Annotated in this window: 19 protein-coding genes; 11 read left to right on the forward strand and 8 right to left on the reverse strand. The window is 71.8% G+C overall.

The genetic code is table 11. The annotated features are described in order from the left end of the window. Positions 1-15: 15 nt before the first annotated feature. Positions 16-1,065, reverse strand: a complete 1,050-nt coding sequence (locus L8M95_RS11455) for an AbrB family transcriptional regulator (RefSeq protein WP_260486263.1) — start codon at positions 1,063-1,065, stop codon at positions 16-18. 162 nt (positions 1,066-1,227) lie between these two features. Between L8M95_RS11455 and L8M95_RS11460 the strand changes: the two genes are divergently transcribed. From L8M95_RS11460 to L8M95_RS11510, 11 genes are all read left to right on the forward strand, one after another. Further along, a complete protein-coding gene (locus tag L8M95_RS11460) occupies positions 1,228-2,073 on the forward strand; it encodes a carbon-nitrogen hydrolase family protein (RefSeq protein ID WP_260486264.1) in 846 nt (281 codons plus the stop codon). Next, positions 2,073-3,422: an amidohydrolase gene (locus tag L8M95_RS11465; protein WP_260486265.1), complete on the forward strand. Its 1,350-nt coding sequence runs from the start codon at positions 2,073-2,075 to the stop codon at positions 3,420-3,422. Before L8M95_RS11460 ends, L8M95_RS11465 begins: the two co-directional genes overlap by 1 nt. 1 nt (position 3,423) lies before the next feature. Next, a complete protein-coding gene (locus tag L8M95_RS11470) occupies positions 3,424-4,365 on the forward strand; it encodes a GntR family transcriptional regulator (RefSeq protein ID WP_260486266.1) in 942 nt (313 codons plus the stop codon). Continuing rightward, the gene (locus L8M95_RS11475; protein WP_260486267.1) at positions 4,362-5,339 is read left to right on the forward strand and encodes a hypothetical protein; all 978 of its coding nucleotides are present in this window, start codon (positions 4,362-4,364) and stop codon (positions 5,337-5,339) included. The genes L8M95_RS11470 and L8M95_RS11475 overlap by 4 nt, the downstream gene beginning before the upstream one ends. 11 nt (positions 5,340-5,350) lie before the next feature. Beyond that, positions 5,351-6,760, forward strand: coding sequence for a 4-hydroxyphenylacetate 3-hydroxylase family protein (locus L8M95_RS11480; RefSeq protein ID WP_260486268.1), 1,410 nt, complete (start codon positions 5,351-5,353; stop codon positions 6,758-6,760). A 1-nt stretch (position 6,761) separates the two neighbouring features. Beyond that, complete coding sequence (locus L8M95_RS11485; protein WP_260486269.1) at positions 6,762-7,919, forward strand: amidase family protein; 1,158 nt, start codon at positions 6,762-6,764, stop codon at positions 7,917-7,919. Continuing rightward, positions 7,916-8,806 (forward strand): polysaccharide deacetylase family protein, encoded by an 891-nt coding sequence (locus L8M95_RS11490; RefSeq protein WP_260486270.1) that lies wholly within the window; start codon positions 7,916-7,918, stop codon positions 8,804-8,806. The genes L8M95_RS11485 and L8M95_RS11490 overlap by 4 nt, the downstream gene beginning before the upstream one ends. Next, positions 8,803-9,978: an amidase gene (locus L8M95_RS11495; protein ID WP_260486271.1), complete on the forward strand. Its 1,176-nt coding sequence runs from the start codon at positions 8,803-8,805 to the stop codon at positions 9,976-9,978. Before L8M95_RS11490 ends, L8M95_RS11495 begins: the two co-directional genes overlap by 4 nt. After that, on the forward strand, positions 9,975-10,910 hold the full coding sequence (locus tag L8M95_RS11500) for a chitin deacetylase (RefSeq protein ID WP_260486272.1): 936 nt from the start codon (positions 9,975-9,977) through the stop codon (positions 10,908-10,910). The genes L8M95_RS11495 and L8M95_RS11500 overlap by 4 nt, the downstream gene beginning before the upstream one ends. Further along, positions 10,903-12,366, forward strand: a complete 1,464-nt coding sequence (locus L8M95_RS11505) for an amidohydrolase family protein (RefSeq protein ID WP_260486273.1) — start codon at positions 10,903-10,905, stop codon at positions 12,364-12,366. The genes L8M95_RS11500 and L8M95_RS11505 overlap by 8 nt, the downstream gene beginning before the upstream one ends. A 106-nt stretch (positions 12,367-12,472) precedes the next feature. Continuing rightward, positions 12,473-13,054 carry a flavin reductase family protein gene (locus L8M95_RS11510; protein WP_260486274.1) on the forward strand — a complete coding sequence of 194 codons (582 nt, stop codon included), beginning with the start codon at positions 12,473-12,475 and terminating at the stop codon, positions 13,052-13,054. A gap of 154 nt (positions 13,055-13,208) precedes the next feature. Here the strand turns inward: L8M95_RS11510 and L8M95_RS11515 are convergent, their stop codons facing one another. Genes L8M95_RS11515 through L8M95_RS11545 form a run of 7 tightly spaced genes read right to left on the reverse strand, consistent with a single transcriptional unit; the run spans position 13,209 to position 22,084 of the window. Next, a complete protein-coding gene (locus L8M95_RS11515) occupies positions 13,209-14,174 on the reverse strand; it encodes an acetylserotonin O-methyltransferase (protein ID WP_260486275.1) in 966 nt (321 codons plus the stop codon). Next, a complete protein-coding gene (locus L8M95_RS11520; protein WP_260486276.1) occupies positions 14,171-15,703 on the reverse strand; it encodes an NAD(P)/FAD-dependent oxidoreductase in 1,533 nt (510 codons plus the stop codon). The genes L8M95_RS11515 and L8M95_RS11520 overlap by 4 nt, the downstream gene beginning before the upstream one ends. Before the next feature lie 30 nt (positions 15,704-15,733). Then, entirely contained in the window at positions 15,734-17,173 is a 1,440-nt protein-coding gene (locus L8M95_RS11525) for an amidohydrolase (RefSeq protein ID WP_260486278.1), read from the reverse strand. Then, the gene (locus L8M95_RS11530) at positions 17,166-18,422 is read right to left on the reverse strand and encodes an aspartate aminotransferase family protein (protein ID WP_260486279.1); all 1,257 of its coding nucleotides are present in this window, start codon (positions 18,420-18,422) and stop codon (positions 17,166-17,168) included. The genes L8M95_RS11525 and L8M95_RS11530 overlap by 8 nt, the downstream gene beginning before the upstream one ends. A 40-nt stretch (positions 18,423-18,462) precedes the next feature. Beyond that, positions 18,463-19,878 carry an aldehyde dehydrogenase gene (locus tag L8M95_RS11535; RefSeq protein ID WP_260486280.1) on the reverse strand — a complete coding sequence of 472 codons (1,416 nt, stop codon included), beginning with the start codon at positions 19,876-19,878 and terminating at the stop codon, positions 18,463-18,465. Next, complete coding sequence (locus L8M95_RS11540) at positions 19,875-20,930, reverse strand: hypothetical protein (RefSeq protein WP_260486281.1); 1,056 nt, start codon at positions 20,928-20,930, stop codon at positions 19,875-19,877. The genes L8M95_RS11535 and L8M95_RS11540 overlap by 4 nt, the downstream gene beginning before the upstream one ends. Then, positions 20,927-22,084: a hypothetical protein gene (locus L8M95_RS11545; protein WP_260486282.1), complete on the reverse strand. Its 1,158-nt coding sequence runs from the start codon at positions 22,082-22,084 to the stop codon at positions 20,927-20,929. The genes L8M95_RS11540 and L8M95_RS11545 overlap by 4 nt, the downstream gene beginning before the upstream one ends. Between the last annotated feature and the right edge of the window lie 79 nt (positions 22,085-22,163).

The raw sequence follows: 22,163 nt of genomic DNA on the forward strand, positions 1-22,163 counted from the left end.
GGCGAGTCGGATCAATCAGTCCGTTCTCGCGCTCGGCGGGTCGAGTCTCCGCAGGTAGACCGCGAGGAAAGGCGCACTGCCGAGAATGATGACAGTCCGCAGGATCTGCGCCGCCGTCACGAACCCCACGTCGCCCCCGATCGATTCCGACATCCCGAGGACCGCGTACACGCCACCGGGGTTGGTGGCCAGATAGGCATCGGCGCCCGAGACTCCAGCGGTCGCCGTGAGGACCCACGCCAGCCCCGCGCACGAGACGAGGGTGATCGCGATGGCCACCAGGGCGGTGGGGATCATCGCGCCGATCGACCTGAGGCTGGCGACCGTGAACTTCAGCCCCACCTGGATGCCGATCGCGAGGTAACCGGCGCCCACGATCACCGGGTTGACGGTGACGCCCTCGAACAGCGGGACCAGGGAGAGCAGCGACGCCACGATGAGCGGTCCGAGGATCGGGGCTGACGGCAGGTGCGTGATCCGGCCGAGGAACAGACCGCTGGCGATGGCGATACCGGTGTAGAGCAGGCCCGTCCAGAGGTCGTCGGTGGCGGCCGAGAAGTCGGTGCCCGTCCCCGTGGCCCCGAGGACGAGCGTCACCACGATCGGCAGCGTGACCAGCACGACGAGCAGGCGGATGTACTGCAACACCGCCACGACCCGGGCGTCGGCACCGAGATCGTCGGCGAGCGCGGTGAGTCCGGCGGCCCCACCGGCGACGGAGGAGAAGGTCGCCGTGGCCGGGCTGATGCCGTGCCGCAGCAGGAGTCGGCCGGCGAGGATGCTGATCACCACGGAGAAGAGGGAGACGGCCACGACGATCAGCCAGTCGGCGCCGAGGCCGCCGAGCGCCTCCCAGTCGATGACCGATCCGACGATCACGCCGACCACCGCCTGCCCCGCAATGAACCACGGCGAGGGCAGTGACAGCGGTGACAGAGGGCGGGCGAGGGCGTAGATCAACGCCCCGACGAGACCGCCGAAGAGCAGGGGGGTGGGCAGGCGCAGGAACTCGAAGGCCACAGAGGTCGCGGCGACGAGCGCGCCGAGCAGAATCCAGGATCGCACGGGGCCACGGTAGGCCCCGAATGTTTCCAACACGTGCCGAAAATCGGGCCAGCTGTCCCGCTGTCCCGTGTGGTGTAACAGGCGCGGAACAACCGCGCGGTGGCGGTAAAAAGCCCGTTACCAGCTCCGATAACCCCAACTTCGGCGCTTAGTGTCACCGGCATGACACGCAGCTCGTACACCCTCGCCATGGCCCAGCCCCTCCGACGTGAAGGCGGCGTGCCCAACGTCGACCACGCCGTCCACCTCGTCGCCCGGGCGGCGGCCGAGGGCGCCGATCTGGTCTGCTTCCCCGAGTTCAGCCCCGGCCCCGTCCGCCCGGACGACGAGTTCTACGACGCTGCCCCGCAGATGACACAGGCGGCGAAGGATCACGGGATCAACGTCGTGTGGTCGCTCACCGAGCCGTGCAACGACGGCGAGCAACGCCTGGTCGTCTACGTGGTGGGTCGCGAGGGCCAGACCCTCCTGCGCTACGAGCGGACCCACCCCGCGACTATCCCGGTCGCCGAGAGCGGGCTGATCACGCCCGGCAACGAGTTCGCCAACCTCACGATCGACGGGCTGCCGATGGGCATCGTGGTCTGCTCCGAGATGTGGACCCCGGAGGTGGCCCGGATCGTCGCACTGCGCGGCGCCGAGATCATCCTGTCCCCGGCCGGCGGTGGGTTCACCAGCCTCACCAGGAACTGGCAGATCATCGTGCAGGCCCGCGCGATCGAGAACCAGTGCTACGTCGGCCTGACCAACAACCTGTGGGGCGTCGAACAGGGCGCCGCGATGATCACCGGTCCCGAGCACCCTCTCGCCTTCGCGGGTCGGGACGAGCTGGTCGTGGCGACGCTCGACCTCGAGCGACTCCGGTGGTTGCGGTCCCACGACGACTCGATGGCCTCGCCCAAGCCCTTCGACTCCATCCCCGGCCTGCTCCGCGCCCGCCGACCCGAGATGTACGGCGACCTGGTCGCACCCCAGCCCGACGCCTTCGACTACACAGTGGGCTGCTGATGAGCGCCCAGATCATCCGCGGCGGGTGGGTGCTCGCGCCGGAGCCGGTCCGCAACGGAGCCGTCGTGGTGGAGAGCGGCGTGATCGTCGCCGTCGGGACCTACGACGAGGTGGTGGCGCAGTTCCCGGACGCGCCGGTCCACGGCGGGGAGTACGACATCGTCAGCCCCGGGTTCGTCAACACCCACGGACATTTCTCCGAGGGCCTCATCACCGGGATCGCGAGCCAGTACACGCTGTGGGAGTGGATCGGCGCCCTGATCCGGCCGGTCAGCGCCCACCTGACGCACCGGGCCGCCTACCTGGGCACGATGCTCTCGGCAATCCAGATGCTCCGCAGTGGCGTGACCACCGCGAACGACATGTTCGTCTCCGACCCGGGCACGACCGGGCCGATCACACCCGCCGTGGTGGACGCCTGTGACGAGCTCGGCCTGCGGGGCGTGCTCTCCTTCGGCGCCGGCGACGAGTGTGGGGCCCGCCCGTTCGGGCCCGCGTTCGACGAACACGAGGCGCTCCGGGAGGCCGTCGCCGCCAGCCGGCTGCAGACGTTCCGGATGGGCGTCGGCGCGATCGGCGGGCAGAGCGACGAGATGTTCGCCCACTCGGTCGACTACGCGACCGGCGGCGGCCACGGCGTCCACATGCACATCCAGGAGATCCGGGAGGAAATCACCGCGACCTTCGCCCGCACGGGCCGCACCGTGGTGCAGCACTGCGCGGAGGAGGGGCTCTTCGCGGCGCCCACCCTGGCCGCGCACTGCGTCTGGGTGGACCGCGCCGACCGGGCGATCCTCGCCGAACACCGGGTGGGCGTGGCCCACAACCCCGTCGCCAACATGATCCTCGCCAGCGGCGTGGCACCGGTCGCCGAGATGCGGGAGCTGGGCATCGACGTGGGGATCGGGGTCGACGGCGCCGCCTCCAACGACTCGCAGGATTTCCTCCAGGCCATGAAGTCGGCCGCGCTCCTGGCGCGGGTCCACCACCAGCAGGCCACCGCCATGAGCGCGAAGGAGGCCTGGGAGATGGCCACCATCGGTGGCGCGCGCGCTCTTCGGATGGAGGACACCATCGGCTCGCTCGAGGTGGGTAAGAAGGCCGACCTCGTGGTGCTCGACGGCGACGACCCCACCCTGGCCAATGTGCACGACCCGTATCAGGCCGTGGTGTTCGTGGCGGGCAGCCGCGAGGTCGACCAGGTGTGGATCGACGGCGTACGGGTGGTCGACGACGGCGACGTGGTGAACGTCGACCCGCGGGAGATCGCGGCGGAGTCCCGGTCGGTTGCGGCGCGGCTCGTCAGCGACGCCAGCCTGGGGACCCTGTCAGCGCTGGTGGAGGCCTGAGATGAACGTCTCGCCGGGCATCGACGAGGTCCACGGGATTCTCATCGACCGACTGCTCACCGGGTATTACCCGGCCGGGTCGAAGCTGCCCTCGTGCCGCTCCCTGGCGCAGGAGCTGGGCACCAACTCCTCGACGGTCGACCGGGCCATCGGTCGGCTCGCCCGGGCCGGGCGCGTGCGCACCCTGCCCCGCCGGGGGACCTTCGTCTCCGAGGCCGAGGCCGGCAACGTCGATCCCAAGGCGGTGCTCACCGGGCAGCTCGAGGAGCTGCTCCTGCGGGCCAGACGCCTGGGGGTCACCGCGGCGGACCTCGACCAGATGGTCCTCTCGACGCTCGAGCGCGTCGACTCGATGCGCCGCATCGCGGTGGTCGAGTGCAACGAACGCGACCTCCGGCGGGTGCAGGAGATCGTGCAGGAGGCCACCGGGGTCGAGGTGCAGCCCGTGCTGCTCTGCGAGGCCGACGGTCGGGTGCTCGACGAGGAGTTCGACGCCGTGGCCGTCCCGGTATTCCACCTCAACGACGTCGCCGGGCACGTCAAGGACATGGACCAGGTGGTCGAGCTCAACCTCGTCGCCTCGCCCGGCACCCTGCGCCGTGTCATCGATGTGCGCGACCGCGAGCGTCTCGTCGTGGTGGCGCCCACGGCCCGTGGGGTGCAGTGGATGACCGCCCTGATCGGCCAGTACTTCCCCGGCGAGATCGAGGGTGTGGTGTCGGATCCGTCGGAGGGCACCGCCGGCCTCGACTCCGTGGGCGATCTGTCCGACGCCGTCGTCGTCGTCAACAACGCCGCGGGACTCCCCTACGACCTGGAGGGGCGGGCGGGCCAGCTCATCCCCATCGAGTGGGAGATCGACGGCCGCTTCGCGGCGTCGCTCAAGACCCGCATCGACAACCTCATCAACTTCCGCATCGCCTGCGGGAAAGGACAACCATGACACTCTCGATAGGCCTGTCGAACTCGGCGCGGACCCGGCCGCTCGCGGACGCACGCGTGCCCCTCGACGGGGTGGACGCCGACATCACCCTGATGGGCGTGCAGGCCCTGTTCAACCACCAGATGGCCCACCACACCTTCGACGTGTGCGAGTTCCCCATCGCCACCTACCTGCGCAGCTTGGAGGACCCGGAGCAGCCCTACCTGGCGTTCCCGGTGTTCCCGTCACGGCACTTCCGGCTGTCCTGCCTCTTCGTCCCGGAGAACAGCGACATCGCCACCCCCGCCGATCTCGCGGGCCGCCGGATCGGCCTGTCGGTGTTCGACATGGCCGCCGCGGTGTGGCTGCGCGGGATGCTCCAGGACCACTTCGGCCTCGACCGGTTCGCGCCGGTCTACGTGATCGGCGGGCTGGAGGAACCCCGCAACGGGGACGAGCACCCGCAGTTCTACCCGCCGGGGTTCACCTTCGAGTTCCGGACCGACGCCAGCCTGGCCGAGCTGCTCGCCGCGGGCGAGATCGATGCAGTGGTGACGGCCCGCGCGCCGTCCACCTGGCCGAACGGCGGTGTCCGCCGACTCTTCGAGGACCCACGCGCAGTGGAGACGGAGTACTACCGGAAGACAGGCATCTTTCCCGCCATGCACATCATGGCCATGAAGCGGCCCCTCGCCGAGGCGAAGCCCGAGCTGCGGGGTGTGCTGTACCGGGCCTTCTGCGAGGCACAGGGAATGGCGCGGACCGACCTGTTCGACTCGGCCGCGCTCGACACCATCCTGCCGTGGCAGCTCGAGGACCTCCTCGAGACCGAGCGTGAACTCGGCGCCGACTACTGGGCGACCGGACTGGAAGCCAACCGTCTGATGCTCGACACGATCGTCGACTACTCCCTCGCGGACGGACTCATCTCGACCCCCTTCACCCCTGAGCAGCTCTTCGCCGGACCGGGCGAAGCCGAGATGCTCGCCAGCTAGGAGACAGACACATGCGTACCGGAAACGACTACCTCGCCGCCCTCGACGACGGGCGTGCCGTCTACGTCGACGGCGAGAAGGTGGCCACCATGGCCGAGCACCCGGCCTTCAGTGGGGTGGTCCGCACCATGGCGTCGGTGTACGACGCCGCCGCGCTTCCCGACTCGCCGCTCGTGGACCCCGAGACCGGGAACCTCGCGATCTTCACCATCCCGTACACCCGCGAGCAGCACGACCTGCGCAAGCGGTGCCTCGAGGCGTGGTCGCGGATGACGCACGGATTCATCGGCCGCGGCCCGGACCACGTGGCCGGCCTGCTCGCCGGGTTCGCCTCGAACCCGGCGATGTTCGACACGGAGGCCCACCAGCTCGGCGAGACCGTGGTGGCCTACCACCGCAAGGCCGCCGCGGAGGGCCTGTGGATCAGCAACTCGATCGTCCCGCCGCAGATGAACATGCAGGACCCGACGAGTCGCGTGAAGCCGGTCGAACTGGTCGAGGAGACGGACGAGGGCATCTTCGTCCACGGCGCGATGATGCTCGGCACCGGCGCCGCGGTCGCCGACGGGATCTTCGTCTCGAGCATCCGGCCGCTGGCCCCGACCGAGTCGGACCGGGCGCTGAGCTTCGTGGTGCCCGTCGCGACCGAGGGACTCACGCTGATCTGTCGCCGCCCCTACGCCACCAGCGGCAGTGACTTCGACTACCCGCTGTCCACGCGGTTCGACGAGACCGACGCGATGGTCACCTTCGACAACGTGCTCGTGCCGTGGGAGAGCGTCTTCGCCGTCGGCGAGGTCCCGGTGATCAACAACCAGTTCTTCGGCACCGCCGCGCACCAGATCGGCAACCTCCAGTCGATCATCCGGCTCACCGCCAAGCTGGAGTTCCTCACCGGCGTGGCCAGCCGGATCGTCTCCGCCAACGGTCGCGACTCGGACATGGCGATCAGGGGCCAGCTCGCCGAACTGTCGACCGTCCACACGGTCTCCAAGGCACTGACCGAGTCCGCGCACGCCTTCGCGGAGCAGGACGAGTTCGGCGTCTATCGGCCCGCCGGGCAATACCTGTACGCCGCGCTGGGCATGCAGACCGAGGTTTACCCGCGCGCGGTGAAGATGCTCGGCGAGCTCGCCGGCGGTGGCGTGATTCAGGTGCCGTCCTCCGTCGAGGACTTCTCCGACGAGGCGGAGACCGTGGCGATGGACCTGCTCATGGGCTCCGACCAGCTGCCGGTCCGCGACCGCGTGAAGCTCTTCAAGCTCGCCTGGGACATGGTCGGCACCGAGTTCGCGGGGCGCCACGTGCAGTACGAGCGCTTCTACTCGGGCTCGGCCCCGGTGGTCCGGGCGCTCGCGCACCGCTTCTACCCGTTCGCCGCCGCCGAGGCGTCGGTGGACGAGTTCCTGGGGACCTACTGACATGGCGACTCTCGAGGGCGTCCGGGTCGCGGTGAAGGACCTGTTCGACGTGGCGGACATGGTGACGGGGGCCGGCAACCCGACGCTGGCCGCCGGCCCGCCCGCCACCCGCGACGCGGCAGTCGTGGCCGCGCTCCGCGCCGCCGGGGCGCAGGTGGTGGCGAAGGTCGCGACCGACGAGCTCGCGATGGGCATGTTCGGCGTCAACTCCCACTACGGGACCCCGGCCAACCCGGCTGCACCTGATCGCGTCCCGGGCGGCTCGTCGAGCGGGTCCGCGTCCGCGGTGGCCGCCGGCGACGCCGACCTGGGTCTGGGCACCGACACCGGCGGGTCGATCCGCGTACCCGCCTCCTTCTGCGGGCTCGTGGGGCTGCGGCCGACCCACGGGCGGATCAGCCTCGAGGGCGTACGACCGATGGCCCCCGGTTTCGACACCGTGGGGCTCCTCGCCGCCGACGTGTCCGGCGTGGCGGACGCGTTCGACACCCTGATCGGGCCGGCTGCCGTGCCCGCCCCCGGATCCGCCGCCGTCCCCGCCAGCGCGCCCATCACCGAGCCCGCTGCCGGTCCCCGCGAGGTCACGGACCTGGTGCTGCTCACTGACCTGGTCGACCGCGCCGAGCCCGCCGTCGCGGAGCGGACCCGGGAATGCGCGCGGGCGTGGGCGGACCAGCTCGGCCTCGGCCTGAGGGAGGCAGGCCTGGCCGCGGGCGAGGCCCTGGTCGAGATCTTCTGGCCGCTGATGAGCCGGCAGCTGTGGGAGAGCAACGGGGCGTGGGTGGAGACGGAGAATCCGGTCCTCGGCGAGGGGATCGCCGAGCGCATCGCCGCCGCCGGCCTGACCGGTGACGGCGAAGTGGCGGCGGCCGAGCAGGCACGCGCGGAGTTGCGCTCCCGCCTGGCCGAGCTCCTCGACGGTGCCATCGCCGTGCTGCCCACGACCATCGACGTGGCGCCGCTGCGGACCTCGACGCACGCCGACCTCATGGCCTTCCGGGACCGCAACCTGGCTCTCATCGTGCCGGCCTCGCTTTGCGGTGCGCCGCAGCTCACCCTGCCGGTCGGGCAGGACCGGGGTGCGCCGTTCGGAGTGTCCCTGCTGGGCCTACCGGACGACGACGAGCTGCTGTTGGCGACCGCGGGAGGTGTGCTGTGAGCGAGAGAACGACCCGGTCGGAGAGGGCAGCGCCGACCCCCTTCCGCCTGAGCACCCAGGCGCCCGTCCTTGACCCCCTCGACGGTGCGTCGCTCCTGGTCAACGTCGTGCTCAACCTCGAGCACTGGACCCTCGACCGCCCGATGCCGCGGGCCGCCCTGCCCGCCCCGCACGGGCTGACGGTGGTCCCGGACGTCGCCAACCACTCGTGGGTGCTCTACGGCCTCCGGGTCGGGCTGCCGCGGATGGCCAGGGCACTCGAACCGCTCGGCACCGCGGTCACCGTGGCCCTCAACGCGGACGTGATCGACCACTACCCGCAGGTCGCCGACCTGATCGCCGAGCGCGGCTGGGACGTGGTGGCCCACGGGGTCCGGCAGCAGTCCATCCAGTCCTACGACGCCGAGGAGCCCGTGATCACCGAGACCCTCGCGCGGATCACGGAACGGTTCGGCGCCCCTCGCGGTTGGTTGAGCCCTGGCATGAACCAGACCGACGACTCGCTGACCCTCATGACGCGGGCCGGGCTGGGGTTCAACCACGACTGGATGATCGACGACCGCCCGGTCTGGCTCAGCACGGAGGCGGGACCGATCGTCGGGCTGCCCTACACGCTGACCCTCAACGACGTGACCACCTATCAGGTCGGACTCCAGGCCGACGGTGCCCTCGCCGATCGCGTCGAGCGGAGCCTGGCGGTGCACGCCGTGGAGGCCGCCGAGAACCCCCTGGTCATGCCCATCGGTCTGCACCCGCACATCATGGGCGTGCCCCACCGGATCGCCGAGATCGAGCGGATCGTCGACGCGATCACCCGGACCCCCGGGGCCGCAGCAGTGACCTCCGGGCAGATCTACGACTGGTTCACCGGGCAGGTGCCGTCATGAGCGTCACCGTGAGCCTGGCCGAGCGGGACGCCGAGCTGCGCGCGTTCACCCACATCGCAGAGCCTCCGCCGGTGGATGACGCAGTACCGGTCGGGCCCCTCGCCGGCCTGCCGGTCGCGGTCAAGGAGATCATCGACGTGGCTGGGATGCCCGTCACCTACGGCTCCCCGCTGTTCGCCGATCGGGTCCCCGACACGGACGCCGAGGCGGTGCGCCGGCTCAAGGCCGCCGGCGCGGTGATCGCGGGTATGACCACCACGACGCCCTTCGCCTGCGGTACGACCACCGTCACCCGCAACCCGCACCGGCTCACGCACACGCCCGGCGGCAGCTCCGCCGGCTCAGGAGCAGCGGTCGGCGGCGGGTTGGTCCCGGTCGCCCTGGCCAGCCAGAGCCAGGCCTCCACCCTGCGCCCGGCCTCCTACTGCGGGGCGTGGGGCTACAAGCCGAGCCACCTGCGCCTCCCGCGCGCCGGGATGCACCTGCTCTCCGACACCCTGGACGATCTGGGCCTCGTGGCCGCCGACCTCGACGTGCTCGAGAAGGTCCTGGCGGTCCTCGCCGACGACTGGCGGCCGGAGGCGACCCCTCGGACACTGCGGGTCGGGCTGGTCCGGCTCGACGACGGTGATCTGCCCCGCCCGGAGACCCTCCGCGCCCTCGAGGAGCTCGTGCAGCGCCTCGACGGCGACGGGATCTCGTTCGTCCGCACCGACGGACTGCGCGACCTCGACGAGCAGGTGGACGGCTCGGGACTGTCGTGCTTCGACATCTTCGCCGGTGAGAGCGCCACCGTCCTGGCGGAGTACGTCGCGGCGGGTGAGCCCGATCCCCGCCTGCGCGAGATGGTGGACCATGCCGACCCGTCCCGCCTGGTCCGCGCGCTGCAGCACCGGGCGGCGTTGGTGACGGCGTACCGGGTGGCCACCGTCGCTGTCGACGTGCTGCTCACGCTGTCCACCACGAACCCCGCCCCCGGGGGCCTGGAGTCGACCGGGTGCCGCCGGATGCCGGCCACGTCGTCGCTGCTCGGCGTCCCGGCGCTGTCGGCGCCGTGGCTCACCGTCGACGGCCTTCCGCAGGGCGTGCAGCTCCTGGGACGCCCGGGCGGGGACGAGCGACTGGTCGCGGCCGCGCGGGCGCTCGCCGCGCGCGAGGAGGAGACGCGATGACGACGACGACCCCTTCGAGCTCGACCGGATCCGGTCATCCCGGGACCGAACCGCGCGATCTCCGCGGCTACGGACCCGACCGGCCGGACCCGCGGTGGCCGGGCGGGGCCAGGCTGGCCCTGACGATCGTGGTCAACTGCGAGGAGGGGGCCGAGTACGCCGTCGGTGACGGCGCAGCCCGCAGCGAGTCCCCGCTCACCGACGCGGCGGATGCCGGGGCGGATGTCCCAGGCCGCGACCTGGCGGCCGAGTCGATGATGGCCTACGGCAGCAGGGTCGGCTTCTGGCGGATCCACCACCTGCTCACCGAGCGGGGGATCCCGGCCACCGCCTCGGCCTGCGCCCTGGCGTTCGAGCGGGTGCCCGAGATCGCCGCGGCCGCGCGGGATGCCGGGTGGGGCCTCCTCGGGCACGGCTACGGCTTCACCAAGGCCTACCTGATGGACGAGGACGCCGAGCGCGCGGAGATCGTGCGGGCCCTGGCCTCCTTCGAGCGCACCTGGGGCAGCGCCCCGACCGGGTGGTACTGCCGCTACGGCCCGTCGCTCGCGACCCGCCGGCTGCTGGTGGAGGCGGGGTTGTCCTATGACAGCAACGCCTACGACGACGACCTGCCCTATTGGACCCGGGTCGACGGTCGACCGCACCTGGTGGTGCCGCACACCTTCTCGGCGAACGACAACAAGTACGCCAAGGGCTGGTGGTCCACCTCCGACGACGCCGTCACCTACCTACGGGACACCTTCGACGTGCTCTACGCCGAGGGCGGGCAGCTCATGACCGTCTCGCTCCACCCGCGGCTGTCCGGTCACCCGGCACGCTCCGCCGGGGTGGCCCGGTTCCTCGACCACGTCCTGGCCCACGACGACGTGTGGATCACGACCCGGCCCGAGGTGGCCGAGCACTGGGCGCGGGTGCATCCCCATGGGTGACCTGCTCATCACCGGGGCGCTCGTGATGAGCGGCCCCGAGTGGCGGCCGACGCCCCTCGACCTGCTGATCCGCGACGGCCGCATCGCCGCGACGGCCGCACCGGGGAGTCTCGGCGGCCGGGGCGTGGCGACCTGGGAGGCGGACGGGCGACTGATCCTGCCGGGCCTGGTCAACGCCCACACCCACTCGCACGCGATGGTCGCCCGCGGTGCCGCCCGGTACTGGACGCTCGAGGCGTCGTTGCTGCACGGGGGCTGGATGTCCGCACCCCGGTCCGCGGAGCTCGCCGAGCTGAGCGCGGTCCTGGCCGCCACCGAGATGATCGCGACCGGCGCGACCGGTGCCTTCGACCTCTCCGCCCAGGCCGGGGGCCCCGATGTGGCGACCCTGGTGGCGACGGCCCGCGGCTACCAGCGTGTGGGTCTGCGGACGGTCATCGCCCCGATGGTGGCCGACCGGACCGTGTACGAGGCGGTACCGGCGATCGGGGAGTGCTGTGGAGTGCCCGCGGCGACCGGACTCGGTGCGGCGGAGATCGTCGACCGGTGCGCCGAGTTCGCCGCCGCCGTCGCCGACCCCGCCGCCGGTCTCGGACTCATCACTCCCGCCGTCGCTCCGACCATCCCGACCCACTGCACCACCGGGCTCGTGCGGTCGTTGCACGGGCTGGGGCTACGGATGCAGGTCCATCTGGCGGAGTCGCGGCCCCAGGCGAGAGCCGGCAGGGAGCGGTTCGGTCATTCGCTCACCGCCGAGCTCGCACGGACCGGGGTGCTGGACGAGAGGTTCACCGGCGCCCACGCGATCTGGCTCGATGATGAGGACCGGGCGCTGCTGGCACAAGCGGGAGCGGTGGTGGTCGCGGTACCGGGCAGTAACCTGCGCCTCGGCTCGGGCCTGGCCGACACGCCCTCGGCGTGGGCGGCCGGACTGCAGGTGGCGGTGGGCACCGACGGCGCCAACTCGGCCGACGCCCTGGACGTCCTGGACGCCGCCCGCCTGACCCTGCTGCTCCCGCGGCTGATGGAGGCGGATCCCGCCCGGTGGCCGCGAATCGAGCAGGTCCTCGACGCGGCCACGACGGGAGGGGCCGCGGCCTGCGGGTGGAGCGACGTCGGGCGGATCGAACCCGGGCACGCCGCCGACCTCATCGCGCTGGACCTGGCGTCGAGCGCCTTCACCCCGGCCCACGACCTGCCGCACCAGGTCCTGTCCGCGGCGCGGGCAGGCGACGTGACCGACGTGATGATCGCCGGCCGGCACGTCTACCGCGACAGACGGTTCCCCCATCTCGACGTGGCCTCGCTGCGCAGACGCTTCACCGAGCTCGTGTCCGAGTGGGGCGTCGGAGCCGAGCCCGCGCGGCAGACGGCGGAGAAGGATGTCGCGGCTGCCCGGGACGTGATCACGAGACTGCGTTCGGGGACGGAGACCCGGTCAGTGACTGACACCTGAGCACTGCACTTGCACGCACTGCACGTACACGCACTGCACGTACACGCACTGCACGTACACGCACCGCACATATACGCGCTGCACCAACTGGAAGGGAGCTCAACCCATGATCGACACCGTGGGACCCACGTCCGCCACGCTGGGCCATACATCCGGCGCGGCGGTCACCACGACCGACACCGACGACCGATCGCAGGTCGTGGTGGACCGGGTGGACGCCGGTGACCTGCGACGGATGATCGCGCGCATCCCGGCACCGGTGACGATCGTCGCCGCGTACTCCGAGCACGGGCCGGTGGGTTTCACCGCGAGCAGCTTCGTCAACATCTCCGTCGATCCGCCGCTCGTCGGGTTCTTCGTGGCCGAGTCCGCCCGGAGCTTCGAGCATTTCGAGCGGGTGGACCGGGTGGCCATCAACGTGCTCGCCGACCATCAGAGCGAGCTGGCGTCGGTGTTCGCGGGCAAGTCCGAGGACAAGTTCGCCGGCATCGAGCTCGACCCGACCATCCCCACGGCCCCGGTGGTCACCGAGGCGATGGGGGCCATCGTGGGCTCGGTCCACGGCCGCGGGATGGTCGGCGACCACCTGATGGTGACGGTGCAGGTCGACAGCGTCGTGCGGCGGTCACACGCCCCGCTCGTCTACCAGGACCGCACCTTCCGCGTCCTGACGGACCTGCTCAGCTGACCGACCTGCTGAGCTGACCGACCTGCTGAGCTGACCGAGACAGGACGAGGCCCGCCGGCGATGACCGGCGGGCCTCGTGGTCTGTCGAGTCGTGGTGTGCCGGGGAACGGTCGCGCGGCAGGGGCAGATCAGGACGTCGGCGCGCCGCGAGTGCTCAGCGCGCGAGGAGCACGGCGTGGGGGAGCGGGTGCCCCGTCCGCTCGACCGAGGAGAACCCGGCGGCCAGGAGCAGGTCGATCAGCTCCTCGACCCGGCGCGCCCGGCCGGGGGTCTCGACCCGCATCATCAGGTCGAACATCGGCCCGAATGCCTCGAGATCACCCTCTCCCGGGTCACCGGGGAGCTCGAACACGATCACCGTGCCGCCCTCGCGGACGACCTCACGGGCCAGGCGCAGGAGCCGGAGGGCGATGTCGTCGTAGTCGTGCAACAGGTGGCTGACCAGGGCGACGTCGGCGGATCCGGGTCCCAGCGCGGCGAGGGCGCCGGGACCGGTCAGGTCCACGGCCTCGACGGTGATCCCCGGCGCGGCTGCGAGCTCCTCGCCGGCCCACTCGGCCACCGCGGGCAGGTCGATCAGGCGGACCTCCGCACCGGCCCGGGCCAGGGGGACGGCGTAGGACCCGAGCCCGCCGCCCAGGTCGACGACCCGCGCGCCGGGCTCGACCAGCGCGGCGAGGTCGGGGCCGGTCTCGGTGGCCAGCACCACCAGGGCGCGAAGGAAGTCGCGGCACTGGTCGGGATCAGTGACCAGGCGCTCCTCCCACGCGGCGATGCGGGGTCGCCCGGTGCGGACGGTGTCTGCCAGGTCGAGCCATGCGCGGGCGAAGAACGCCTCCTTCTCGGCGACCGGGCGCAGGTCGCCGGCGGATCCCAGGCGGGCGCTGAGCGCGGTGGCCGCGTATCGCGAGTCCATCCGCTCCAGCAGGCCGAGCCCGACGAGGGAGTCCAGCAGGGACAGGGTCCCCCCGGGATCGGTGCCGAGCGCGGTGGCGATCTGGCCGGCCGTCGCGGGCACGCCTGCGGTGAGGTCGAAGATCCCCAGCCGGCTCGCAGCGGTGAGCGCGGCGGCGGCCTGGTAGCCGGTCAGCAGATCGATTGCGCCGAGTGCCGTGGTCATGGTCGTCCTCTTCTCATGGTCCGATAGGCGGCGAACCCCTGTAGGAGCCCGTGCAGCTCGCGACCGGCGCGGTGGGCCACGGAGTCGCGGCGCCGCCGAGGGTCGAGGACCGCGTCGGCGGCCGTCATCCCCGACGCGCCGCTCAGCCCACCGCCGGGGTGGTGGCCGGCGCCGGCGAGGAACAGCCAGGGCAGTTCGGAGCGGCCGTCGGCGTGGCCGGGTGCCCGCCAGCCGAGGAGTTGGTCGAGGGTGTTGTCGATGTGGCTGGGGTTGCCGTCCCCGCCGATACGTCCGGCCCAGGTCGCGGGGCCGGAGACGACCATGTCCACCAGGCCCCGGCGGAGGTCGATCCCGGTCACCTCGCACGCCTGGTCGACGACGCGCCGGGCGGCGGACCGCTCGCGTTCCGGGGTCCACGGCGAGGTGGTGCGCAGCGGCACGATCGAGCTGAGCCAGACACCCCCGCCCTCGACGGACGCCATCATCGCCCACGGGGACTCGGGCGCCCGTCCCGCTTTGACCTCGGCGAAGCTCTGGTGCACGTCGGCGGGGTCGGCCACGAGGTAGTGCACCGCGTCGCGATCCTCGAGCCCGAGGTCGATCCCGTTCTCGTAGACCAGGGAGATGGTCAGCTCGCCCACGTTGAACTGGCCGCTGTGCAGGGACGACGCCACCGACCGCAGCCGCGGGGCGGGGTCGGTGAGCGCGACGGCCGTCCGGGGGATCCCGATCGTGCTGATCACGGCGTCCGCGTGCAGCGTCTCTCCGTCGGCGAGGGCGATCATCCCGCCACCACCCGCGTCGCTGCCGAGGCGCACGACCTCGGCCCCGGTGCGGACCCGGCCCCCGCGGGACTCCAGGGCCCGGATGAGGGAGGCGGTGAGCGCGCCGGATCCGCCCGCGGGTCGGAGCCCGTTCTCCCCGTGGTCACCGGGCAGCATCAGCGCGAGCATCCCTGTGCCGGGCGCCCACGCCGGGACCTGGGCGTGCGCGGCCTGCAGGACGAGGGCGGCGCGGGTGTGCCGGTCGACCAGGGCGTCGTCGAGCGCGGCCTCGGCGGAGCCGATCATGGTCCGGAACAGGGCGTCGCCGCCGGCGAGCGGGGCGAGGGCGGAGGCGACCGAGGTCAGCGTGGGCGGGGTCTCGAACGTCTCGAGCAACCCGAACAGGGCGGAGGCGCGCTCGGCGAGCCGCCGGTACGCGGGACCGTCCATGCCGAGGCCGGCCACGGTCCTGTCGAGGTCGCTGTAGAACATCCGCCGCTCGCCGTCCCCGAAGAGGAACCCGGCCAGCACGGGGTGCTCGCGATACTCCACATCCAGCCCGAGTTCGGTCACCACCCGCCGCATCCCGCCGTGCTCGAACGCGCCGCGCTCGACGATCGCTCCCGAGGCGTGACGCTCGGTCCACAGGCAGCCGCCCGTCTCGGCCCCGCGCTCGAGGACCGTGACCCGGCACCCGCGCTCGGCCAGGCGGACCGCGGCGACGAGCCCGTTGTGGCCACCGCCGATCACCGCGACCGATCTCATGCGATCACCGATGTCATGTGAGTGCCGACCTCATGCGATCACGGAGAGCCCGGAGTCGATGAAGCCGGAGTCGCGGCCGATCTGCTCGATCAGTGGTCGGCAGCGGGCGATCTGGGTGGCCTCGTCGACGGTGACGCAGCGGTGGTCGGCCACGACCTGCCGGCCGTCCACCCACACGTCACGGACGGACCGCGGCGAGGCGCCGTAGACCAGCTGTGCGACAGGGTCGTGGAGCACCGACACGTCGACCGTGTCCTGGAGCAGGACGATGTCGGCCCGCTTGCCGGGCTCCAGCGACCCGATGAGGTCGTCCAGTCCGAGGGCGCGGGCCCCCTCGATCGTCGCCATGGTGAGGACGTCGAACGCGTCGATCACCAACGCGTCGAGGTGATGGACCTTCTGCAGCAACGCCGCGGACTTGACCGCCTGGAGCATGTCCTGGCTGTCGTTGGAGGCCGCGCCGTCGGTCCCGATCCCCACGGGGACCCCGGCGGCCCGCAGCCGCGGGACCGGGCAGACGCCGGACGCGAGGATCATGTTGGCCACCGGGTTGTGCGCCACTGCGACGCCCGCGCGGGCGAACGTCGCGACGTCGGACTCGGTCACCCACACACAGTGGCCGGCGATGAGGGGACGCTCGAACAGGCCCAGGTGCTCCGCGTGGGCGATGGTCCGCCGGCCCCACCGGTGCTGGGACGAGGTGATCTCCTCGCGCGCCTCGGCGAGGTGGGTGTGGACCGCCCAGCCGTGCTCGCGGCACAGGTCGACGCCGGCGGCGAGCAGCTCGTCGCTCTGCCCGAGCATGGTGCCCACCCCGAACCGGAAGGTGACGAGCGGCGCGGTCGCCGCACGCGCGGCGAGGTCGAGCTGTTCGGCGAGGATGTCCTCGAGGATCCGGTCCGACGAGAGGTCGGTGAGGGTGGCGATGGGGACGTCCTCGGCGCCGTAGGAGACCACCGCGCGCATGCCGGACCTCTCCAGGCCGTCGACGACGCCGAGGCTCGCTCGGGAGCCCACGTTGCCGTGGCAGAACATGTCGTTCACGGTCGTCACGCCGGAGAGCAGCATCTCCACCGAGCGCAGGGCGGTGCCCTCGGCCGCGATCTCGCGGGTCAGCGCGAGGCCGAGGGGTCCCACGATGTCCGCGCCCCACTCGAACAGGGACAGCTCCGAGCCCATCCCGGTGGCCAGCGCCTCGGACAGGTGCGTGTGGGTGGAGACCAGGCCGGGGATCACCAGCCCGGTGCCGTCGCCGTGGACGGGGAGTCCGGGGTGACGGTGCCGTAGGGCGGCGAAGCTGTCGACGGCTTCGATTTCCCCGTCCCGCACATGGACCGCACCGTCGGGGATGACCCCGTGTAGCTGGGGCCGGTGGGAGCGGACGCGCTCGGAGACCGGCGGCAGGCCGGCCATCGTGAGGACATGGCGGCCGCGGACCAGGAACTCGGTGGCGGGCTGGGACTCAGACATCGCCCTCGACCTCGCCGAGCACGGTGCCGAGCGACTCGAGGAAGGCATCGATCTGCTCGAGCGTGATGACCAGCGGCGGCATGATCCGCACGGTCCCGGCCTGGTTGAGCACGGACCCGACGAGCACGCCGAGGTCCTGGAGTCGGTTGACGATCGGCTGGGCGTCGCGGGAGAGCTCGATGGCGCACCACAGACCCTTCCCGCGGACGTCGACGAGCAGCTCGGGGAAGCGTTCGCGGAGGGCGCCGAGACCGTCGCGCAGGTGGTCGCCGGCGACCCGGGTGTGCTCGAGGACGCCGTCCGCCAGCACGTCGAACGCCGCGATGCCGGCGGCGCACGCCACCGGGTTGCCGCCCATGGTGGTGAGGTGGGACAGCGGCGGGCTCACGAAGGTCTCGAACAACTCCGATGACGCCAGGACCGCGCCGAGCGGCAGTCCGCCGCCGAGGGCCTTGGCCATGGTGATGATGTCGGGCCGCACGTCCCAGTTCTGGTGGGCGAACCACTGACCGGAGCGGCCCATCCCGCCCTGCACCTCGTCCACGATGAGGAGCGAGCCGGCCGCGTCGCAGAGTGCGCGCAGGCCGGGCAGGAAGTCGTCGGACGGCACACGGATGCCGCCCTCGCCCTGGATCGGTTCGACGATCACCGCGGCGGTGCGGTCGTCGATCGCGGCGGCCGCGGCCTCCAGGTCGTCGTAGGGGACGAACGTGACCTCCTCGAGGAGTGGCTCGAACGGCGTGCGCCACTCCTCACGCCAGCTCACGGACAGCGCCCCCAGGGTGCGGCCGTGGTAGGCGCGCTCGAAGGCGACGAACTTGGGCCGGCCGGTGGACTTGCGGGCGAGCTTGAGCGCGCACTCGGTGGACTCGGCGCCCGACGAGGTGAGGTAGGCCATGTCGATGCCCTCACCCGCCACCGAGGTCAGGCGCTCGACGATCTCGACCTGTTCGGGCACGACGAACCGGCCGTACACGTTGACGTGCGCGTACCGGGTGGCCTGCTCGACGATCGCGGCGGTGACCGTGGGGTGGCAGTGGCCGACGTTGGCCACGCCGATGCCCGAGGTCATGTCGAGGTAGCTCGTGCCGTCGGCGGTGGTGACGATGCAGCCCGTGGCGTCGGCCACGACGATCTCCTTGCGCCCGGGCACAGTCTGGGACAGGCGGGCGACAAAGCGGTCGCGGAACTGCTCGACCTCGTCGTGGGTCATCGAGCCGGTGGCTGCGGGCGTGGTGGTGAGGGTCATCTTCTTCTCCGGGAACTGTGAGGGTGTGCGTGCGGTGTGGTCAGTCACGACCACGCGGCACGGGCGCCACACCCGCTGGTCTCACCCCGCGCAGGGCGATGAATCGGGTCCGGGTGAGTTCGTCGAGGGTCCATCCCGGTCCCTCCCGGCCGGCTCCGGCCAGGTCCACCCCGCCGAACGGCACGACGGGGGGTCGGTAGTTGTTGGTGCCGTTGACCACGATGCCGCCGAAGTCGAGGCGGGGTGCCATGGCCAACGCCGCCTGCAGGTCGGCGGTGAAGACCGCTGCGGTGAGGCGCAGGCGGGTGGCCCCGGCCAGGGCCAGGGCCTGTTCGTCGGTGTCGACGACGCTGACGGGGACGACGGGTCCGAAGATCTCGTCGTCGTGCATCACCGCCGCCTCCGCAGGCACGTCGGCCAGGACGGTGGGGGCGAACCAGGCACCGTCCGGGGCCCTGCCGGTGGTCCGGGTGCCGCCCTGGGCGATCACCCGCTGGACCTGCTGCTCGACGCGGGCCGCGGCACCGGCGTCGATGAGGGGACCGAGACGGGCTCCCTCGGACAACGGATCGGCCGGTTCGATCTCGCCGAACGCGGCGGTGAGCCGCTCGGTGAGCTCCGCGGCGACCGACCGGTGCGCGATGACGCGCTTGGTGGCCGCGCAGGCCTGTCCGTTCATGAGCAGCCGCCCGCGGAGGGTCTCGCTGACGACCAGGTCCAGGTCGGCGTCAGCCCGCACGATCGCGGCCCCGTTGCCCCCCAGTTCCAGATGCAGCAGACGCAGCTGACCGGCGGTGGCCTCGGCCACGGCGACGCCGGCCCCGACCGATCCGGTGAGGGACACGGCGTGCACCCCCTCGGCCGCGCAGAGCGCTGCCGAGGCGGGGGTGTCGGCGTCCACCTGCTGGAGCACGCCGACGGGCAGGCGCCGCTCGAGCACCTCCAGGGCCGCGCTCGTGGCGAGCGGGTTCTGGGGCGGCAGCTTGACGATCACCACGTTGCCGGCGGCGAGGGCGGCCCCGGCCTTCTCGATCGCCAGCTCGATCGGGAAGTTGAAGGGCAGCACCGCCACCACCACGCCGAGCGGGACCCGCTCGACCCAGGTGAGGTCCTGCTCCCCGCCGGGGAGCGCACCGGTGGGTGCGAGCGCCCCGGCGGAGGACAGCGCGATCTCGGCGTTGCGGCGCAGGAGTCCGATCGCCCCGCGGACTTCGTGCCGGGCCTGCGGGAGGATCTTGCCGGACTCACGGGAGTGGGCCTCGGCCAGGGCGTCGGCCTCCGCGGCGAGGTCCTCGGCGGCGGCGAGGAGCAGGTCGCACCGCTGCCGGGGGGAGGCCGCCGCCCAGTCGCCGGCCGCGGCCGTGGCCGCGGCGACGATCCCGGTCACCTCATCGACGGTGACCGGGGTGATGGTCCCGAGCGGGGTGCCCGAACCGGGTGCGAGGATCGTCCTCATCCCTCGGCCCACTCGTCGATCGCCGCCGCGAGGCGGGCGGTCAGCTCGGGCAACCCCAGCGGGGTGTCGTGGCCGTCGCCCCGGGCGAACACCGCTCGCACCGAGGCGGGGGCGCTCGAGCGTCCCTCCGCGGCGAGACGGTCGGCGAGCTCCGCGCGGGAGGCGTCGATGTCCTCCCGGAGCGGCAGCATGCGCACCGCGTCGGGGCCCAGCGTGTCGAGCGCGCCCCGCAGGGGGAGGTCGCCGGAGACGCCCGCGCGGGAGTGCGGCAGCCCGTCGGCGTCACGGAACGCGGCGTCGGCCAGGAAACTCCGGTGGGTCAGACCCGGGGAGGTCCAGGAGCCGATCACGTCGTAGTACCGACCGATCCGTCCGAGGACGGCGGCGATCGCGTCCGCCATGGCGTTGTGCATCTCCACGTAGGCCTCACGCTCGGCGGGACCCCACGGCTCCTTGGCCCGGCGCTCGAACAGACCCGGGTCGTCGTAGGAGGTCGCGGGGGACTGGCTCCCGCGGAACTCCATGGTCAGCTCGTAGGGGACCACCGCCATCGGCTCGGAGAGGACGAACCGGTCCAGCACCACCCCGTCGCGGACGAGCGGGGAGTTGGCGAACAGGTCCGGGCTCTCGTCGGGCTCCAGCAGGTCGAGGAGCTCGGCGGGGCCGTCGAAGGGGCGCAGCGGCTTCCAGCCGGAGGTCAGCAGCGCGGAGTTGATGCCCCGGTGCTCCCGGCTGGTGAAGTACGGCTTGTACTTCGTGCACGGCAACAGCAGCCCGAGCCGGCGCCGGGCCCCCTCGACGGGGGTCGGCGTCCACTCGTCGCGGATCGCGGCGTGCCACTCGACGAGCCGCGGGTTCGCCAGGCTCGCGACGTTGGCCTGCGGGGTGTAGAGGCACAGCTCCGGGTCGAGCACATACGGCGTGCGGATCTTCCGGGCGGAGGACCGCAGTAGGGCCTCCGCCGCGGCGTCGTCGTCGACCTCCACCGTGACCGCGTCCGCGGTCACCTCGATGACCGTGGCGGCGGGGGACGTCGTCAGGGTGCCGGTCACTTGTCGGTCCCCTCGAGGCTGATCGAGGTGTCGAGGAACTGGTTGGTGACGAGGTCCTCCGGGGTGATGCCGGAGACGTCGACCGGGCCGTACTCGTCGACGATGTCGATGAGGCTCTGGACGCGGTCGAGGTCGAACTGGCCGGTGATGCCCTCGGCGCTGTCACCGAGGATGCCCAGCTCGACGCCGGTGTCGTGGGCGAACTCGCCGCCCTCGAGGGTGTAGACCCAGCCGGTGTCGTACTCGCTGACCAGCTCGACGATCAGGTCGTTGGTGGCCTCCGGGTCCGTGATGTAGTTGTTCTGCGCCTTCTGCATGATCGGCACCAGTGCGGAGAGGCACTCGGCCTGGGCGGTGACGTCCTCAGAGCGGACGGTGAGCGCCTGGAAGTACTCCTCGTACCCGGTGTCGTGGATGAGCTGGCCCTCGACCGGCTTGCCCCACTCCGGGATCTCGACCTCGTACATGAACGGCTCCGCGGTGATGAAGCCGGCCTCGGCCAGCTCGCCGCCGGCGGCGACGAACATGGCCGGCTTGTTCTGGTCGCTCAGGTCGAGCTGCTCGCGCTTGAGGACACCCTTGCCGACCAGGTACTCGATCCACATCTCACCGGTCGTGCCGACGGAGATGGTGGCGTCGGTCTTGCCGAGGTCCTCGATGGTCTTGACGTCCGGGTAGGTCGCCGGGTCCCAGTAGATGCCGTAGGGGCTGATCTCCATCGAGGCCAGGACCGCGGTGACGGGGGTGTCGGCCTGGCTGGTCAGGTACTCGGAGACTCGGCCGTAGCCGAGGAGGATGTCGCGGTCCTGGTACTGCAGGGCCTGCGGCGACTGGTAGCCGACCGAGGAGCCGCCGTTGCGGATCTCCACGTTGACGCCGGCGTCCTCGCCGTCGATGACCAACGGGCCCGAGACGGACTTGTTGTCCGTGTCGATCGTGTACTCGCTTCCGAGGAGGCTGTAGATGCCGCCGTGCTCGGCCTCGGGTTCCCAGTCGGACTGGATCACCACGGTCTCGGGGCAGATCCCCGCCAGGGGGCCTTCGCCGGAGGACACGACCGTCTCCTCGCCGGAGCTGCAGGCGGTGAGGGCGGCGGCGCCGGTGATGAGCGCGGTGCCGAGGGCCAGGTAGCGGGGGAGCGCGGTCTTCTTCATGAGGTGATCCCTTCGGTGGTGTGACGTGCGGTCGGGTGTGCTGTGGTCGGACGGTAAGAATCGGACGGATGTGTGGGGT

The organism is Dietzia sp. B32, from assembly GCF_024732245.1.
In the GTDB taxonomy this organism is placed as follows: Bacteria; Actinomycetota; Actinomycetes; order Mycobacteriales; family Mycobacteriaceae; genus Dietzia.

Bases quoted from the DNA above. Each gene is read 5' to 3' on its own strand.
- L8M95_RS11500 (WP_260486272.1), top strand. From the start codon at position 9,975: ATGACGACGACGACCCCTTCGAGCTCGACCGGATCCGGTCATCCCGGG.
- L8M95_RS11480 (WP_260486268.1), top strand. From the start codon at position 5,351: ATGCGTACCGGAAACGACTACCTCGCCGCCCTCGACGACGGGCGTGCC.
- L8M95_RS11460 (WP_260486264.1), top strand. From the start codon at position 1,228: ATGACACGCAGCTCGTACACCCTCGCCATGGCCCAGCCCCTCCGACGT.
- L8M95_RS11515 (WP_260486275.1), bottom strand. From the start codon at position 14,174: ATGACCACGGCACTCGGCGCAATCGATCTGCTGACCGGCTACCAGGCC.
- L8M95_RS11525 (WP_260486278.1), bottom strand. From the start codon at position 17,173: ATGTCTGAGTCCCAGCCCGCCACCGAGTTCCTGGTCCGCGGCCGCCAT.
- L8M95_RS11485 (WP_260486269.1), top strand. From the start codon at position 6,762: ATGGCGACTCTCGAGGGCGTCCGGGTCGCGGTGAAGGACCTGTTCGAC.
- L8M95_RS11505 (WP_260486273.1), top strand. From the start codon at position 10,903: ATGGGTGACCTGCTCATCACCGGGGCGCTCGTGATGAGCGGCCCCGAG.
- L8M95_RS11495 (WP_260486271.1), top strand. From the start codon at position 8,803: ATGAGCGTCACCGTGAGCCTGGCCGAGCGGGACGCCGAGCTGCGCGCG.
- L8M95_RS11530 (WP_260486279.1), bottom strand. From the start codon at position 18,422: ATGACCCTCACCACCACGCCCGCAGCCACCGGCTCGATGACCCACGAC.
- L8M95_RS11520 (WP_260486276.1), bottom strand. From the start codon at position 15,703: ATGAGATCGGTCGCGGTGATCGGCGGTGGCCACAACGGGCTCGTCGCC.
- L8M95_RS11545 (WP_260486282.1), bottom strand. From the start codon at position 22,084: ATGAAGAAGACCGCGCTCCCCCGCTACCTGGCCCTCGGCACCGCGCTC.
- L8M95_RS11535 (WP_260486280.1), bottom strand. From the start codon at position 19,878: ATGAGGACGATCCTCGCACCCGGTTCGGGCACCCCGCTCGGGACCATC.
- L8M95_RS11465 (WP_260486265.1), top strand. From the start codon at position 2,073: ATGAGCGCCCAGATCATCCGCGGCGGGTGGGTGCTCGCGCCGGAGCCG.
- L8M95_RS11470 (WP_260486266.1), top strand. From the start codon at position 3,424: ATGAACGTCTCGCCGGGCATCGACGAGGTCCACGGGATTCTCATCGAC.
- L8M95_RS11475 (WP_260486267.1), top strand. From the start codon at position 4,362: ATGACACTCTCGATAGGCCTGTCGAACTCGGCGCGGACCCGGCCGCTC.
- L8M95_RS11510 (WP_260486274.1), top strand. From the start codon at position 12,473: ATGATCGACACCGTGGGACCCACGTCCGCCACGCTGGGCCATACATCC.